15 protein-coding genes and 1 pseudogene are annotated in these 15714 nt (G+C 71.3%); 8 read left to right on the top strand and 8 right to left on the bottom strand.

Going from position 1 to position 15714, the window contains the following annotated elements:
• Nucleotides 1-159: 159 nt before the first annotated feature.
• The 7 genes from IF655_RS04870 (at nucleotide 160) to IF655_RS04840 (ending at nucleotide 6410) form a co-directional block, all read left to right on the top strand.
• Complete coding sequence (locus IF655_RS04870) at nucleotides 160-462, top strand: urease subunit gamma (RefSeq protein ID WP_199582241.1); 303 nt, start codon at nucleotides 160-162, stop codon at nucleotides 460-462.
• Nucleotides 463-473: 11 nt separating this feature from the next.
• A complete protein-coding gene (locus IF655_RS04865; RefSeq protein WP_199582240.1) occupies nucleotides 474-785 on the top strand; it encodes an urease subunit beta in 312 nt (103 codons plus the stop codon).
• Entirely contained in the window at nucleotides 778-2499 is a 1722-nt protein-coding gene (locus IF655_RS04860) for an urease subunit alpha (RefSeq protein WP_199582239.1), read from the top strand. Before IF655_RS04865 ends, IF655_RS04860 begins: the two co-directional genes overlap by 8 nt.
• Nucleotides 2499-3173: an urease accessory protein UreF gene (locus IF655_RS04855; RefSeq protein WP_199582238.1), complete on the top strand. Its 675-nt coding sequence runs from the start codon at nucleotides 2499-2501 to the stop codon at nucleotides 3171-3173. The genes IF655_RS04860 and IF655_RS04855 overlap by 1 nt, the downstream gene beginning before the upstream one ends.
• 32 nt (nucleotides 3174-3205) lie before the next feature.
• The gene (gene ureG / locus IF655_RS04850) at nucleotides 3206-3883 is read left to right on the top strand and encodes an urease accessory protein UreG (RefSeq protein ID WP_199582237.1); all 678 of its coding nucleotides are present in this window, start codon (nucleotides 3206-3208) and stop codon (nucleotides 3881-3883) included.
• Nucleotides 3871-4683 (top strand): urease accessory protein UreD, encoded by an 813-nt coding sequence (locus IF655_RS04845; protein ID WP_199582236.1) that lies wholly within the window; start codon nucleotides 3871-3873, stop codon nucleotides 4681-4683. The genes ureG and IF655_RS04845 overlap by 13 nt, the downstream gene beginning before the upstream one ends.
• Before the next feature lie 134 nt (nucleotides 4684-4817).
• A complete protein-coding gene (locus IF655_RS04840; RefSeq protein ID WP_199582235.1) occupies nucleotides 4818-6410 on the top strand; it encodes an alpha/beta hydrolase in 1593 nt (530 codons plus the stop codon).
• A 68-nt stretch (nucleotides 6411-6478) separates the two neighbouring features.
• Here the strand turns inward: IF655_RS04840 and IF655_RS04835 are convergent, their stop codons facing one another.
• From IF655_RS04835 to IF655_RS04800, 8 genes and pseudogenes are all read right to left on the bottom strand, one after another.
• The gene (locus IF655_RS04835) at nucleotides 6479-7513 is read right to left on the bottom strand and encodes an NAD(P)-dependent oxidoreductase (RefSeq protein WP_199582234.1); all 1035 of its coding nucleotides are present in this window, start codon (nucleotides 7511-7513) and stop codon (nucleotides 6479-6481) included.
• 108 nt (nucleotides 7514-7621) lie between these two features.
• Nucleotides 7622-8335: a 1-acyl-sn-glycerol-3-phosphate acyltransferase gene (locus IF655_RS04830; protein ID WP_199582233.1), complete on the bottom strand. Its 714-nt coding sequence runs from the start codon at nucleotides 8333-8335 to the stop codon at nucleotides 7622-7624.
• A gap of 168 nt (nucleotides 8336-8503) precedes the next feature.
• Nucleotides 8504-9526, bottom strand: a complete 1023-nt coding sequence (gene dmpG, locus IF655_RS04825; protein ID WP_199582232.1) for a 4-hydroxy-2-oxovalerate aldolase — start codon at nucleotides 9524-9526, stop codon at nucleotides 8504-8506.
• A complete protein-coding gene (locus tag IF655_RS04820; protein WP_199582231.1) occupies nucleotides 9523-10470 on the bottom strand; it encodes an acetaldehyde dehydrogenase (acetylating) in 948 nt (315 codons plus the stop codon). The genes dmpG and IF655_RS04820 overlap by 4 nt, the downstream gene beginning before the upstream one ends.
• Nucleotides 10467-11282 (bottom strand): 2-keto-4-pentenoate hydratase, encoded by an 816-nt coding sequence (mhpD, locus tag IF655_RS04815; RefSeq protein ID WP_199582230.1) that lies wholly within the window; start codon nucleotides 11280-11282, stop codon nucleotides 10467-10469. The genes IF655_RS04820 and mhpD overlap by 4 nt, the downstream gene beginning before the upstream one ends.
• Nucleotides 11279-12334, bottom strand: a complete 1056-nt coding sequence (locus IF655_RS04810; protein WP_199582229.1) for a VOC family protein — start codon at nucleotides 12332-12334, stop codon at nucleotides 11279-11281. Before IF655_RS04810 ends, mhpD begins: the two co-directional genes overlap by 4 nt.
• Entirely contained in the window at nucleotides 12331-13176 is an 846-nt protein-coding gene (locus IF655_RS04805; RefSeq protein WP_199582371.1) for an alpha/beta fold hydrolase, read from the bottom strand. Before IF655_RS04805 ends, IF655_RS04810 begins: the two co-directional genes overlap by 4 nt.
• 189 nt (nucleotides 13177-13365) lie before the next feature.
• Nucleotides 13366-14751: pseudogene (locus IF655_RS04800) on the bottom strand (bifunctional 3-(3-hydroxy-phenyl)propionate/3-hydroxycinnamic acid hydroxylase); the annotation flags it as partial.
• 212 nt (nucleotides 14752-14963) lie between these two features.
• On the opposite strand from IF655_RS04800, the gene IF655_RS04795 reads away from it, so the two are divergent.
• Complete coding sequence (locus IF655_RS04795) at nucleotides 14964-15599, top strand: TetR/AcrR family transcriptional regulator (RefSeq protein ID WP_199582228.1); 636 nt, start codon at nucleotides 14964-14966, stop codon at nucleotides 15597-15599.
• The last annotated feature ends 115 nt before the right edge of the window (nucleotides 15600-15714 follow it).

Here is a 15714-nt window from a genome sequence, read left to right as displayed (position 1 = left end):
AGGCTCGCCGAAGTCGCGGTGGTTAACCTCGCTGAAACGCTCGCGAACTAGCCTTCCCCTCCACGCCACCAGCGGTTTTCCGGTCGAGCCGGGCAGCCGCCGAGGGGGCGGCGGCAACCGGGCCCCGCACGGTCCGGAGCGAGGACTGTGAGGTGGGACGTGCAACTGACCCCGCACGAGCAAGAGCGGCTGCTGATCCATGTCGCGGCGGATGTGGCCGAGCGGCGCCGGGCCCGAGGACTGAAGCTGAACCACCCTGAGGCGGTCGCGCTCATCACGTCGCACATCCTGGAGGGCGCCCGCGACGGCCGCAGTGTCGCCGAGCTGATGTCCTCCGGTCGCAAGGTCCTCACCAGGGACGACGTCATGGCGGGTGTGCCCGAGATGATCCACGACGTCCAGGTCGAGGCGACGTTCCCGGACGGCACCAAGCTCGTCACCGTCCACGAGCCGATCGTCTGAGGGGCGCCGCGATGATTCCCGGAGAGACGCTGTTCGCGGACGAGCCGATCGTCTGCAACGAGGGCCGTGACGTCACCCGGCTCACCGTCCTCAACGCCGCCGACCGGCCCGTCCAGGTCGGCTCCCACTACCACTTCGCCGAGGCGAACCCGGGTCTGGAGTTCGACCGCCCCCAGGCGCACGGCAAGCGGCTGAACGTCGCCGCGGGGACCGCCGTCCGCTTCGAGCCCGGCATCCCCGTCGAGGTCGAACTCGTCCCGCTCACCGGCGCCCGGATCGTGCCCGGACTGCGCGGCGAGACCGGAGGTGCCCTCGATGCCTGAGATCTCCCGCGCCGCGTACGCCGACCTGTTCGGCCCGACCACCGGCGACCGCATCCGGCTCGCCGACACCGATCTGCTGATCGAGATCGAGGAGGACCGCTCCGGCGGTCCCGGCCGCTCCGGCGACGAGGCGGTGTTCGGCGGCGGCAAGGTCATCCGCGAGTCCATGGGCCAGTCCCGCGCGACCCGCGCCGAGGGCACCCCCGACACCGTGATCACCGGTGTCGTCGTCGTGGACCACTGGGGCGTGATCAAAGCCGACGTCGGCATCCGCGACGGCCGGATCACCGGCATCGGCAAGGCGGGCAACCCGGACACCATGGACGGCGTTCACCCGGATCTGGTCATCGGTCCCGAGACCGAGGTCATCGCGGGCAACGGGCGCATCCTCACGGCGGGCGCCATCGACGCGCACGTCCACTTCATCTGCCCGCAGATCGCGGACGAGGCGCTCGCCTCCGGCGTCACCACGCTCGTCGGCGGCGGCACCGGACCCGCCGAGGGTTCCAAGGCGACCACCGTCACCCCGGGTCCCTGGCACCTCGCCCGGATGCTGGAGGCGATGGAGGCGTACCCCGTCAACGTCGGGTTCCTCGGCAAGGGCAACACCGTCTCGCAGGAGGCGATGCTCTCCCAGATCCGCGGTGGCGCCGTCGGGCTGAAGCTGCACGAGGACTGGGGCTCCACCCCGGCCGTCATCGACGCCGCGCTCACCGTGGCCGACCGCACTGGCATCCAGGTCGCCATCCACACCGACACCCTCAACGAAGCCGGGTTCGTAGGCGACACCCTCGCCGCCATCGCGGGCCGGGGCATCCACTCGTACCACACCGAGGGCGCGGGCGGCGGGCACGCGCCGGACATCATGACGGTCGTCTCGCAGCCCAACGTGCTGCCCAGCTCGACCAATCCGACCCGGCCGTTCACCGTCAACACCGCCGAGGAACACCTCGACATGCTGATGGTCTGCCACCACTTGAACCCCGCCGTCCCCGAGGACCTCGCCTTCGCGGAGTCCCGCATCCGGCCGTCCACCATCGGCGCGGAGGACATCCTCCACGACCTCGGCGCGATCTCGATCATCTCCTCCGACTCCCAGGCCATGGGGCGCGTCGGCGAGGTCATCCTGCGCACCTGGCAGACCGCGCACGTGATGAAGGGCAGGCGCGGGGCGCTCCCCGGCGACGGACGCGCCGACAACCACCGGGTACGGCGCTATGTCGCCAAGTACACGATCAACCCGGCGCTCGCCCAGGGTCTCGCCGCCGAGATCGGCTCCGTGGAGACCGGCAAGCTCGCGGACCTGGTGCTGTGGGAGCCCGCGTTCTTCGGCGTCAAGCCGCTGCTCGTCCTCAAGGGCGGTCAGATCGCCTACGCGCAGATGGGCGACGCCAACGCCTCCATCCCCACCCCGCAGCCGATCCTGCCCCGCCCGATGTACGGCGCGATCGGACGCGCCCCGGCCGCCAACTCGGTCAACTTCGTGGCGGGGCCGGCGATCGAGGACGGACTGCCCGAACGCCTCGGGCTCGGCAAGAAGTTCGTGGCCATCGAGTCCACCCGCGCGGTCACCAAGGCCGACCTGCGCGAGAACGACGCCATGCCGGACGTACGGATCGACCCCGACAGCTTCGCCGTGCACATCGACGGCGAGCTGGTCGAGGCGACACCGGCGGCCGAACTGCCCATGGCTCAGCGCTACTTCCTCTTCTGATGTCCAGGGGAGCCCTGCTCGTCCTGGCCGACGGTCGCTTCCCTGCCGGAGGGCACGCGCACTCCGGCGGGGCGGAGGGCGCCGTCAAGGCGGGACGCGTCACCGACGCCGTGAGCCTGGAGGCGTTCTGCCGGGGACGGCTGCACACCTCCGGGCTGGTCGCGGCGGCGCTCGCGGCGGCGGCTGTACTCGGTCTGCCCGCACGGGAGTTGGACGCGGCGGCGGACGCCCGTACGCCGTCACCCGCGCTGCGCACCGCCGCACGACGACTCGGACGGCAACTGACGCGAGCCGCCCGGGCCGCCTGGCCCTCGCCCGAACTCGACGCCCTGGCAGCCGAGTTCCCCAAGGGCGCGTATCAACCCGTCGTCCTGGGACTCACCGCCCGCGCCGCCGGTCTCGCGCCCGAGGACGCCGCCTACTGCGCCGCGTACGAGAGCGTGAGCGGTCCCGCGACGGCCACCGTACGGCTGCTGAGCCTCGACCCCTTCGACGCGACCGGTGTCCTGGCCCGGCTGGCACCGGAGCTGGACCGCGTCGTGGACCGCGCGGTGGAGGCGGCGCGGCTGGCGGTGACCGAGGGCACCGACGCGTTGCCCGCCGCCTCGGCGCCCCTGCTGGAGACCGGCGCGGAGTGGCACGCGGCGTGGCCCGTACGCCTCTTCGCCTCCTAGCGCACTGCCCCACACCGAACTTGGAGCCGCTCATGCACCTCGACCACACCCACACCGGACCGGCCGCCGTCAGCGCCGACGCCCATCGGCCCGACGGCGCACGGCGGGCGCTGCGCATCGGGCTCGGCGGTCCCGTCGGGTCCGGCAAGACCGCGACCGTCGCCGCACTGTGCCGGGCGCTGCGCGACGACTTGTCCCTCGCCGTCGTCACCAACGACATCTACACCCGCGAGGACGCCGAATTCCTGCTCAGGGAAGCCGTGTTGCCGCCCGAGCGGATCACCGCCGTGGAGACCGGCGCCTGCCCGCACACCGCGATCCGCGACGACATCTCCGCCAACCTCGAAGCCGTGGAGGACCTGGAGGACGCGGTCGGCCCGCTGGACCTGATCCTCGTCGAGTCCGGCGGCGACAACCTGACCGCCACCTTCTCCAAGGGGCTCGTGGACGCGCAGGTCTTCGTGATCGACGTCGCGGGCGGCGACGACATCCCGCGCAAGGGCGGTCCCGGCGTCACCACCGCCGATCTGCTGGTCGTCAACAAGACCGACCTCGCGCCCTACGTCGGCTCCGACCTCGCCCGGATGGCAGCCGACGCCAAGGCGCAGCGCGCCGAACTCCCCGTCGTCTTCCAGTCGTTGCGCACGGAGACAGGGGTCGCGGACGTGGCGGAGTGGGTGCGGGGGCGGCTCGCGGCATGGACGGCGTGACGGGAGCGGCCGGAGTGCCCGCGTCAACGGGGCTGCGCGCCAACGGCGTTCGCGCCCACGCCCGTATCGCAGCCCGCGCCGACGGACGCGGCGGCACCGCGCTCCCGGTCCTGGACGGCGACGGTCCGCTGGCGCTCCGGCGCACCCGCGCGCACGGGGCAGAGGCGCGCGTGCTGCTCGTCGGCGCGATGAGCGGACCGCTCGGCGGCGACCACCTCACCGTCGAGGCAGAGGTGGGGGAGGGCGCCCGGCTGCACCTGGGCTCGGCCGCCGCCACCATCGCGCTGCCGGGCCAGACGAAGCACGAGGCACACTACGACGTACGGCTCGACGTCGCCGACGGCGGCGAGCTGCACTGGTTCCCCGAACAGCTCATCTCGGCCGCCGGAAGCGACCTGTACGTCACCACCGTTGCCCAACTCGCCCCGGGCGCACGCCTGGTGCTCCGCGAGGAGCAGGTGCTCGGCCGCGTCGGGGAGGACCCCGGGAGACTCACCAGCCGCCTCACCGTACGGATCGCGCAGAGCACCGTCCTCGACCAGGAGCTGTCCTGCGGTCCCGGAGCGCCGGGCGGCTGGGACGGTCCCGCGGTGCTCGGCGGCATGCGGGCCGTCGGTCAACTGGTCGTCGTGCGACCCGAGTTCGCCCAGGAGCGCCCCGGAGCCCGACTGCTGGGGGAGGGCGCCGCGCTGATGCCGCTCGCCGGTCCCGCCGTCCTCGTCAGCGCCGTGGCTCCCGACGCGCTGGTCCTGCGGAGGCGACTGGACGAGGCGCTGGCGGTGCTGACGCAGGGTCCGTGAGACCGCTCGCTCACCGATATCCGGTGATCCGTTTATCGGATTGATAAAGAAGATCCGTAGACCCTGTTCTCAGACGACTCACAGCCGCCAGTATCCCCGCCTGACTATGTCCATCAGGCACGGGGAGGATCTCCTTGAGGGAGAAGAAACCGAAGAACCTTGTTCTGGCGCTCGGTTCGGCCGGAACGCTCGTCGCGAGCCTGATAGCCGGGGCGGTGGCGGCACCCGCCGCCACCGCCGACAGCCGGCACACGCAGGACCGTGAGGCGCTCGGCGCCGCGGTCGCCGCCGCCCGCGCCGCCCACCACGGCATCGACTGGCAGGACTGCCCCGCCGACTGGGGGCTGGCCAAGCCCATCCAGTGCGGCTGGGTCAGCGTGCCGGTCGACTACGCCCACCCCCACGGCAAGCAGATCAAGCTCGCCGTGGACCGCATCGGCAACACCGGCACCAAGAAGGACCGCCAGGGCGCGCTGGTCTACAACCCGGGCGGCCCCGGCGGCTCCGGGATGCGCTTCCCGACCCGCGTCACCAGCAAGAACCCGCTGTGGACGAACGTGTCCAAGGCGTACGACTTCGTGGGCTTCGACCCGCGCGGCGTCGGCCACTCCGCGCCCCTCTCCTGCGTCGACCCGCAGGAGTTCGTCAAGGCGCCCAAGGCCGACCCGGTGCCCGACACCGAGGCCGACAAGCGCGCCCAGCGCAAGCTGGCCCGCGAGTACGCCGAGGGCTGTGGCGAGCGCAGCGGCGCGATGCTGCCGTACATGACCACGCCGAACACCGCCCGCGACCTGGACGTCATCCGCGCCGCGCTCGGTGAGAAGAAGCTGAACTACCTCGGCGTCTCGTACGGCACCTACCTGGGCGCCGTCTACGGCACCCTCTTCCCGGGTCACCTGCGCCGCATGATCGTGGACAGCGTGGTGAACCCGGACCGCGACAACATCTGGTACCAGGCCAACCTGGGTCAGGACGTCGCGTTCGAGGGCCGCTGGAAGGACTGGGAGAACTGGGTCGCCGCCAACGACGCCGCCTTCCACCTCGGCACCACCCGCGCCGCCGTCCAGGACAAGTGGCTGAAACTGCGCGCGACGGCCAAGAAGCACCCCCTCGGCGGGGTCGTCGGCCCGGCCGAGCTGCTCAGCTTCTTCCAGAGCGCGCCGTACTACGACTCGTCGTGGGTGCCGGTCGCCTCGGTGTTCAGTAAGTACGTCGCCGGTGACACCCAGGCGCTGATCGACGCCGCCGCCCCGGACCTGTCGGACACCGCGGGCAACGCGTCCACCGAGAACGGCAACGCGGTCTACACCGCCGTGGAGTGCGCCGACGCCAAGTGGCCCACCGACTGGAAGACCTGGGACCGGGACAACACCCGGCTCAATAGGGACTATCCCTTTTTGACCTGGTCCAACGCCTGGATGAACCTGCCCTGCGCCACCTGGCCGGCCAAGCAGCACACGCCGGTCGAGGTCACGACGCACCGCGGTCTTCCGCCGGTCCTGATCGTGCAGTCCACGCGTGACGCCGCCACGCCGTACGAGGGCGCCGTCTCGCTGCACAAGCGCTTCAAGAACTCGCGCCTGATCACCGAGCGGGACGCGGGCTCGCACGGCGTGACCGGTCTGGTCAACCCCTGCATCAACGACCGGGTCGACGCCTACCTGCTCAAGGGTCAGCTCGACCGCTCCGACGTCACGTGCGCCCCGCACGCGACGCCGAAGCCGTAACACCTGCCACAAGGGGAGAGGGGCGCCCGGAGCCTTCCGGCCGCCCCTCTTCTCATGCCTTCCGCTCCTCATGCCTCCCGTGCTGCCAACAGGGCGTCCTCCGCCGCGTAGTTGAACAGCTCCGGGTACGCCCCCGCGAGGAGCGGGAAGCGCTCGTCCCAGGTACCGGCGCGCAGCTCGGCCGTCAGCCACTCCACCGTCTCCGGCAGGCTCTCCTCGTACGACACCACCGGCCGGTAGCCCAACTCCCTTTCGGCGGCGGACATGTCGCACACCACAGGGCGGGGACCCGCCCAGGGGTTCAACCCCACGGAGCCCTCCAGCGGGGGTCCGTCGAGCAGGGTCGTCCCGGTCTTCACGCCCATGACCGCGTCGATCGCGGCCCCGATCTCCTCGGTCGTCGGCGCCTGCGGATCACACGCGTTGAGCGCCCGCGTGCCGGGGCGGCCGGCCGCCAGCCGGACCAACTCCGCGACGTTGCGGGCACTCGCGGTGTGGAAGCGGGTCTCGCCCCGCAGCGCCAGCACCCGTGAGGGGCGTCCGTCGACGTTGCGCTTCACGAAGTACAGCTCGCGAGGGAGACGGCTGTGCGGTCCGTGGACGGCGCCGGGACGGAGCACGGTCACCGGCAACCCGGCTTCGTTGGTGAGGAGTTCGTGCTCCAGAGCCGACTTGCGGGTGGCGTAGGTCGCGTCCCCGGGGCGCATCGTCGGCTGGGTCTCGGGGATGGGCACCGGGAAGTCCGGACAGCCGTCCGGGTCGTCCATGGTGTCGAAACCGCGCCCCGCGTCGTCCGCGTACACCGCCACCGTGGACATCACCACGGCCGAGCCGATCCGGTCCGCGAGAGCGGTCAACTGCCGTGCGTGGACGGCGTTGTAGCCGACCAGGTCGACCACGACGTCGCAGCCGTCGCCCACCACCGCGCCGAGCGCGGCGTCATCCGCACGGTCCAGCGGGACCGCCCGCACCCCCTCGTCCCACGTCGCGCTCCGGCCGCCGCTCCGCGTGGCGGCCGTCACCTCCCATCCGTCCCGCACCAGCGCGTCCACCACGGGACGCCCGATCTGACCATGCGCACCGATCACCACAGCTCGCTTCATACGGCGATCTTGGCCGGGCGCGGTGCGGCAGACGCCTGCTTGCGCCGAGAGCGGAGTCCGCCAGGAGCGGACGCGGGGCGGCGGCGCGACTTGACCGGGAAGCGGAGGTCAGCTCAGCGGTGCGCGCGGGAAGCGGCGCTGCCGCTCGCCCTGGCTCTCCTTGACGACCGCCGCGTACTCGTCGACGTACTCCTGCCCGGACAACGCGAGGATCTCGTACATGATCTCGTCCGTGACCGCCCGCAGCACCGCGCGCTCGCCCTCCATCCCCGCGAACCGGGAGAAGTCCATCGGCTTGCCGAACCGGATCGCCACCGGTCGCAGCCGGGGGAGCTTCCGGCCGGGCGGTTGCGCCTCGAAGGTCCCGATCATCGCGCACGGCACGACCGGCACCCCCGCCTTCAGCGCCATCACCGCCACCCCGACCTTGCCCTTGTACAGCCGCCCGTCGTGCGAGCGCGTCCCCTCCGGATAGATCCCCAGCAGCTCCCCGCGCCCCAGCACCTTGAGCCCCTCGCGGATCGCCGCCTGCCCCGCCTCCTTGCCCGACCGGTCCACCGGGATCTGCCCCGCGCTGCGGAAGAAGAACGCGGTCAGCCGCCCCTTGATCCCCGGCCCGGTGAAGTACTCCGCCTTCGCGAGAAACGTGATCCGTCTCTTGAGGATCGCCGGCATCAGAAAGTGGTCCGAGAACGACAGATGATTCCCCGCGACGATCGCCGCCCCGTCCGCGGGCACGTTCTCCAGCCCCTCGATCCGCGGCCGGAACACCACTCTGAGCAGCGGTCCCAGCAGAACGTACTTGAGCAGGTTGTAGAACATGGCCCGACCCTCACTTCAGCAGGTCCGTTGCTGACCGGAGTTTTCGCGAGTCAACGAGACTACGGAATCCTGCCGGTGTACATACCCGCGGTCATCTGTAACCACGATCGGCGCAAGTCATGCTGACCTGTTGCCGAGGGACCTGATGCCTTGTCAGGCGATGGGGGTCTATCGCACAGGTGTGCCCGCCCGGGTGAGGTCGAGGGCGATGTCCGTGATCATGTCCTCCTGGCCGCCGACCAGCCCGCGCCGGCCCACCTCGACGAGGATGTCGCGGGTGTCGACGCCGTGGCGACGGGCCGCCGCCTCGGCGTGCCGCAGGAAGCTGGAGTACACACCGGCGTAACCGAGGGTGAGAGTCTCGCGGTCGACGCGCACCTCGCGGTCCTGCAGGGGGCGGACGACGTCGTCGGCCGCGTCCATCAGCGGGAACAGATCGCAGCCGTGCCGCCAGCCCATCAGGTCGGCGACCGCCACGAACGCTTCGAGAGGGCAGTTGCCCGCGCCCGCGCCCTGACCTGCCAGCGAGGCGTCGACACGGGTGACACCGTTCTCGACGGCGACCACCGAATTGGCCACGCCCAGACCGAGGTTGTGGTGGGCGTGGATACCCACTGCGGTGTCCGGGCTCAGTACCTCGCGGTAGGCGCGGACCCGGTCGCGCACCCCGTCCATTGTGAGCCGCCCGCCGGAGTCGGTGACGTACACGCACTGGGCGCCGTAGGACTCCATCAGCTTCGCCTGGCGGGCCAGTTCGGCAGGTTCCGCCATGTGGGACATCATCAGGAACCCGGCGACGTCCATGCCCAGGTTGCGGGCGGCGTCGATGTGCTGGGCGGAGATGTCCGCCTCGGTGCAGTGGGTGGCCACGCGGACCGAGCGGATGCCGAGGGACCGCGCCTGCTTCAGGTCGTGGACGGTCCCGATGCCCGGCAGCAGCAGCGTGGTGGGCACGGCGTGGGACATCGCGTCCACGACCGCCTCGATCCACTCCCAGTCGGTGTGGGCCCCGACGCCGTAGGTGATGCCGGAGCCGGAGAGACCGTCGCCGTGGGCGATCTCGACGGCGGCGACCCCGGCCGCGTCGAGGGCGGCGGCGATGGTGCGGGCCTGCTCCAGGGTGTAGCGGTGGCGGACGGCGTGCATGCCGTCCCTGAGGGTGACGTCCTGGACGTACAGGGAGGTCGTCATCGGGCTGCCACCTCCGTGGCGCGGTGGGCGGCCATGCGCTCGGCGGTGCGCAGGGCGGCCGAGGTCATGATGTCGAGGTTGCCCGCGTAGGCGGGCAAGTAGTGGGCGGCGCCTTCGACTTCGAGGAAGACGGACACCTTCGCCGCCTCTTCGCCGCGCGATCCGCGCGGCAGCAGGCTACGCAGGGGGTCGTCGGCGGCAACGCGCTCGAACTGCACCTTCTGCTTGAGGCGGTAGCCGGGCACGTACGCCTGGACGCGGGCCACCATCTCCTCCACCGAGGTGGTCACGGCGCTGTCGTCGCAGTCGCCGACCAGGCAGTGCACGGTGTCCCGCATGATCAGCGGGGGTTCCGCGGGGTTGAGGACGATGATCGCCTTGCCGCGGGTCGCCCCGCCGACCCGCTCGACGGCCGCCGCGGTGGTCTCGGTGAACTCGTCGATGTTGGCCCGGGTGCCGGGGCCCGCCGACCGGGAGGAGATCGAGGCGACGATCTCCCCGTAGTGCACGGGCGTGACGGCGTTGACGGCGGCCACGACCGGGATGGTGGCCTGGCCGCCGCAGGTGACCATGTTGACGTTGGGCGCGTCCAGGTGGGCGTCGCCGTTGACCGGCGGAACGACGTACGGTCCCAGCGCGGCGGGCGTCAGGTCCACGACCGTGCGCCCCCGGGAGCGCAGGATCTCGTCGTGGCGGCGGTGCCCTCCGGCCGAGGTGGCGTCGAAGACGATCTCCACATCCGCGAACTCGTCCAGTTCCACGAGACCGTCCACCCCTTCGTGGGTGGTGGCGACCTTCAGACGGCGGGCGCGGGCCAGGCCGTCGGAGTCCGGATCGATGCCGGCCATCGCGGCGATCTCCAGCGACTCCGACAGGCGCAGGATCTTGATCATCAGGTCGGTGCCGATGTTGCCCGACCCGATGACGGCGACCTTGGTGCTCATGCTCCGGCTCCTTCCGAGACGGCGAACGCGGCCGTGACCGTGCCGAGCCCCTCGATGTGTGCGGTGAATGTGTCGCCCTCGCCTGCGAGGACCATGGGCCCGAGCGCACCGGTCAGCAGGATGTCGCCCGCCTTCAGCGGATCGCCCAGCCGCGCGAGGGTGGCGGCGAGCCAGAGGGCGGCGGTGAGCGGGCTGCCCAGACAGTCGGCGCCGGTCCCCGAGGAAGCGGACGCGCCGTTCCTGGTCAGGTGCATCGTGACCGCGCGCAGGTCGATGCGGTCCAGGGGGACGGGGGTGCCGCCGAGGACGAACAGACCGCAGGAGGCGTTGTCGGCGACCGTGTCCACGATGGTGATGTCCCAGTCCGCGATGCGGCTGTCCACGATCTCCAGGGCGGGCAGCGCGAACGCCGTCGCCCGCAGCAGGTCGGCGACGGTGGGATCGCGGTACGGCAGGTCCGCGCCCAGCACCAGGGCGACCTCGGCCTCGACCTTCGGCTGCAGCAGCCGTCCCGGCGCGACCGGCTGTCCCTCGGGAACGGCCATGTCCGCGAACAGAGCACCGAAGTCGGGCTGGTCGACGCCGAGTTGACGCTGGACCGCGGGCGAGGTGAGACCGATCTTGCGGCCCACCGGGCGGCGCCCTTCGGCAACGGCACGCTCGACGTGCAGACGCTGCACCGCGTAGGCGGCTTCGAGATCGCCCTCGGGCAGCAGCGAGCGCACGGGGGCACACGGCACACCGCTGCGAGCCGCCTCCTCAAGGACGTCCGCCGCCTTGGCGACGGCGTCGCCGTGCTCCCGGGGGCTCACGCCCGCCCCCGGCGGCGATCCGGAGCGGATACGCGGACGTCGGCGGTTCCGGCGCCGCTCAGCGCCGGGACGGTGTCCTCGGACCGGGTGAGGGAGCGGGCTCCGGCCCGGAACTGGGCGAGCTGGTCCACGATGGTCCGGCCGACGGGGAGATGACCCCAGACGCTGATCCCCTGGTGCGTCGAGGGCTCCCAGGTGCTTTCGTCGACGACCAGGGGGTTCCAGCCGACCTCCCACTCGAAGCCCGAGGGAGTGCGCGCGTAGTACGACAGTTCACGGTCGTTGGTGTGCTGACCCACCGACAGCGCCATGTCGAAGCCGAGTTCGTGCACGCGCTGGTAGCTCTGCGCGACGTCGTCGAGGGTCGCGGCCTGGATGTTGAGGTGCTGGACCCGGGTGCGGATCGGGTCGAGCGGAAGACCGGCGGTCGCGGCCACGGCGATGGAGTGGTGGCGTTCGTTGACGCGCAGGAAGCGGATCTTGAGCTTGACGCCGCTGATGGTCTCGTCGATGCGGTCGGTGAGGCGGGCGTCGAAGACGGTCGCGAAGTAGCCCCGGATCTCGGTGGGCTTGGTCGAGGTGATCGCCACATGGCCCATGCCGGAGTCACCGGTGACGAAGCCCGAGGCAAGCATCCGCAGGGGTGTGGTCGAGGTGCGGGGTGTCGTGTAGATCTCCTGGGTGATGCCCTTGGGCCCGGGGAAGCGCAACAGGCGCTCGACGCCCCGCAGTTCGGCTTCCTCGTCGGTGCCCGCGCTGAGCGGGACACCGTGGGCCCGGATGCGTGCCTCGATCTGCTCGAAGGCGGTGTGGTCGTCGATGTGCCAGCCGGTGGTGACGACGTCCTCGGCGGGACCGCGCCGCAGCAGGAAGCGGCACTCCTGCTCGTCCAGGCGGAAGCGCATCAGGTCGGAGGAGAGGGCGTCGTGGTGCATGCCGATGGCATCGGTGCCGAAGCGGCGCCAGTCGGCGAAGCGGTTGGTCTCGATGATGATGTAGCCGAGGTGGACGGCACCGAAGACCGAGGCGGTGGCGGGCGTTCGGGTGCTCATCGACGGCCTGCCAGGAAGTCGGCGCAGAGCCGGTTGAACAGGTGCGCGCGTTCGAACTGGACCCAGTGCCCGGTGTTCGCGACCAGGTAGAGATCGCAGTTGGGCATGCGCTCGGCCAGCATCCGGCCGCCGGAGGGCCGGTTGACCTTGTCCCGCGTACCCCACAGCACCAGGGTGGGCACCGGCAGCCGGGACAGCCGCCGGTCGCGGGTGAAGTCCATCTTCACCAGGGTGCGCACGGCGCCCGGCCCGGAAGGTCGCCGCAGGGGCGGGGCGGCGATCACCTCGGGGTCGAGGCTGGCCCGGTAACGCTCGTCGATGACGGAGTCGGGGATGTCCGCGGCGTTGAAGACGAGGTGGTTGCGGATGAACTTCTCCAGCTTCAGCCGCGAAGGTCCGTCACCGCCGTAGTAGTTCAGCAGGCTGTTGAGACCCGGCGTGGGCAGCGCCCGGGTGGTGCCGATACCGCCGGGTCCCATCAGCACCATCCGTCCGACGCGGTCGGGAGTGTCCAGGGCGAGCCGCAGGGCGCAGGCGCCACCGTAGGAGTTGCCCACCAAGTGCGCCTTCTCCAGGTCCAGTTCGTCCAGGAGAGCGCGGATGCCGGACGCCAGGTCGCCGAAGGGGTCGGCGGCGTCGATGCCCTTGGTGCTGCGTCCGTAGCCGGGCAGGTCGGGCACGACGACCCGGTACTCCTTGGCCAACTCGGCGATGTTGCGGGCGTAGTTGGAGACGCCCGAGGCGCCGGGGCCGCCGCCGTGCAGCAGCAGGACCGCCGGTCCTTCACCGGTCTCGGCGGCGAAGATCTTCCGTCCGCCGACGTCGTACGTCGTCTCCCGCATCGTCGGCAGGGAAGTCGGTGTCGTTGTCATGGTGCCGGTGTCCTCACTGGGCGGTGGCGGCGGTCGGGGGGGGCGGACAAGGGACGGCGCGAAGCCGGGCGGCGGGGGCGGGAGCGGGACGCCCGCGGGGGCCGACGCGTAGACATAGGCGTCGGGGCGCAGGGCGAGCGTGGTCGCTCCGTGCCCGGCCATCCACGGCAGCAGGACGTCGTCGCTGTCGACGAGCGCGCCCTCCGCGGGTTCGGAGCCGACCGGGGTGATCGTCAGCGCGGGGACGCCGGGGAGGTCCCAGGCGGGCGTGGGCGCGGCAGCACGGGCGTGCAGCACGAGCCATCGGCCGCCGAGGGCGTCGTCGAGGCGGACCCGTTCGCCGTCGGCGTCGGTGACCCAGGGCTGGGGGACCTGGTGGCCGGTCGCCTTGGTGCGGGACGGGGCTTGGAGACCGGCGTCGTACCGGGCGACGGGGATCCAGTTCGCGTCCTGCAGCCGGGCACTGAAGCGGGGGAAGCGTCCCAGAGTGCGCAGCACGGTGTTACGGACGCGTGTGACGGGCGGGCGGCGTTCGGTGATGACACGGCCGACCAGGACCGCTCGTTTGGTGACCTCTCGGACGTGCGGCTTGCGCTCGGTCTCGTAGCTGTCGAGGACGCTCTCGGGCAGTTCGCCGCGCAGCACCGCGTCCAGTTTCCAGCACAGGTTCGCCACGTCGCGCACGCCCGCGGCCATGCCCTGGCCGATCCACGGGGGCATGGCGTGGGCGGCGTCCCCCGCGAGGAAGATCCGGCCGACGCGGAAGCGGGTGGCGAAGCGGACATGGTGGCTGTAGACGGTGGCCCGCAGCACCTCGATGCTGTCCCGTCCGATGCCGTACCGGGAGACCAACTGGTGGACGGCGTCCTTGGTGGTGAGCTGCTTCTCGTCGTCGCCGGGCAGCAGCGGGAACTCGTAGCGGTGATGGCCCAGGGGAGTGGGGCAGTCCACGGCGGGGCGGGCGGGGTCGCAGTGGAAGCGCAGCTTGTCGTGGTCCGGCCAGGGCTTGAGCATCCTGGTGTCGATGACGACCCAGCGGTCCTCGTACGTCCGGCCCTCGTAACCGATGTTCAACTGCGCCCGGGTGAGGCTGGACCCGCCGTCGGCGGCGATGACGTAGGAGGCGCGGAGGCGGCGGACGGTGTCGTCGGTCGTGCCCGCGACGGTGAGTTCCACCCCGTCGGCGTCCTGGCGCACGCGCAGGCACTCGTGCCCCAGCAGGATCTCGACGTTGGGGTAGCGCCGCACCCCGTCGCGCAGGACCTGCTCCAGAGCCGGCTGGTAGATGAACATCTGCGGGGGATGTCCATGGCCACGCGGCGTGGGGCGCGCGCTGATGAAGGACCGGCCGGACGCGTCCACGAAGTCCACGGGACGTTCCGTCAGCATGTCCTGCTTGAGCCGCTCGGCGAGACCGGCGCGCTGCCAGATGCGGACGACCTCCTCGTCGGTGGAGATGGCCCGGGCGCGGGAGAAGATCTCGCTGTCGCGCTCCAGCACGACCACCTTGAGCCCCGCCGCTCCCAGGAGGTTGGCGGCGGTCACTCCGGTGGGCCCGTAGCCGATCACCGCCACGTCGTAGGACCCGTCCGGGGCTGCTGTCCCGGCCCTGATCTCACTCACCAGGCCACCTCACTGTCGATCATGCCGTTCGGCTCTTAATGTAGCGTTCACTCCAATTGGAACGAGTGCTACGGTAGGCATGGCTCAGCGATACGGTCAAGGGCTCGGACACGCCACACGAGAGGGCCTGGCAGATGACAAAGGCGCAGCAGACGGCACGGAAGAAGCGCGCGAACGGCGTGGAGTCACGGCAGCGCATCCTCGACGCGACCGTGGAGATCGCCGGGGAGCGGGGCTACCAGGGCACCTCGATCGCCGCGGTCAGCGCCAAGTGCGGTCTGCCCGCCAGCTCCATCTACTGGCACTTCGCCGACAAGGACGACCTGATCGCCGCCGTCATCGAGCGCAGCTTCGACACCTGGCTCGCGGAGGTCGCCCTGCCGGACGAGAGTCAGGGCACACCGCTGGAGCAGGTGGTCGCCATGGCGGCCAAGGTCGCCAAGTCCCTCGTGGACGCCCCCGACTTCCTGCGCCTGGGTCTCATGCTCGCCCTGGAGCGACGCCCCACCGAGCCCCGAGGCCGGACCGTCTTCCTCCAGGTCCGCGAGGTCGCCCGCGCCAAGATCGCCGGGACGGTCTCGAAACTCTTCCCCACGCTCGACGAGAACGCCGTCGCCACCGTGACGACCTATGCGGTCGCGGGTGCCGACGGGCTGTTCGTGCAGCGGGAGATCGACGGGGACGCGGTCGACCTCGTGGCCCTGTTCGAGCTGCACGCACGGCTGGTGTTCGAGGCGGCGACGCGGCTGGCCGCGCGGAGCGGTCAGTGATCCGCGCCGACGAGACCGCTGCCTAGGCCGACCGCATCGGCACCGGACTGCTGCCCGGACCCGCAGTCCTGCCTGGACACGCAGCCCTGCCCGGATATGCACCCCTACCCGGACA

The sequence above is a fragment of the Streptomyces sp. DSM 110735 genome, assembly GCF_016482685.1.
GTDB lineage: Bacteria > Actinomycetota > Actinomycetes > Streptomycetales > Streptomycetaceae > Streptomyces.
The sequence above is the reverse complement of the archived record's forward strand: the minus strand, read 5'-3'. Positions and strand labels throughout refer to the sequence as shown.

Bases quoted from the DNA above. Each gene is read 5' to 3' on its own strand.
- IF655_RS04835 (WP_199582234.1), bottom strand. From the start codon at position 7,513: ATGAAGCGAGCTGTGGTGATCGGTGCGCATGGTCAGATCGGGCGTCCC.
- IF655_RS04820 (WP_199582231.1), bottom strand. From the start codon at position 10,470: ATGAGCACCAAGGTCGCCGTCATCGGGTCGGGCAACATCGGCACCGAC.
- IF655_RS04865 (WP_199582240.1), top strand. From the start codon at position 474: ATGATTCCCGGAGAGACGCTGTTCGCGGACGAGCCGATCGTCTGCAAC.
- IF655_RS04830 (WP_199582233.1), bottom strand. From the start codon at position 8,335: ATGTTCTACAACCTGCTCAAGTACGTTCTGCTGGGACCGCTGCTCAGA.
- IF655_RS04795 (WP_199582228.1), top strand. From the start codon at position 14,964: ATGACAAAGGCGCAGCAGACGGCACGGAAGAAGCGCGCGAACGGCGTG.
- dmpG (WP_199582232.1), bottom strand. From the start codon at position 9,526: ATGACGACCTCCCTGTACGTCCAGGACGTCACCCTCAGGGACGGCATG.
- IF655_RS04860 (WP_199582239.1), top strand. From the start codon at position 778: ATGCCTGAGATCTCCCGCGCCGCGTACGCCGACCTGTTCGGCCCGACC.
- IF655_RS04855 (WP_199582238.1), top strand. From the start codon at position 2,499: ATGTCCAGGGGAGCCCTGCTCGTCCTGGCCGACGGTCGCTTCCCTGCC.
- IF655_RS04810 (WP_199582229.1), bottom strand. From the start codon at position 12,334: ATGAGCACCCGAACGCCCGCCACCGCCTCGGTCTTCGGTGCCGTCCAC.
- IF655_RS04805 (WP_199582371.1), bottom strand. From the start codon at position 13,176: ATGCGGGAGACGACGTACGACGTCGGCGGACGGAAGATCTTCGCCGCC.
- IF655_RS04845 (WP_199582236.1), top strand. From the start codon at position 3,871: ATGGACGGCGTGACGGGAGCGGCCGGAGTGCCCGCGTCAACGGGGCTG.
- ureG (WP_199582237.1), top strand. From the start codon at position 3,206: ATGCACCTCGACCACACCCACACCGGACCGGCCGCCGTCAGCGCCGAC.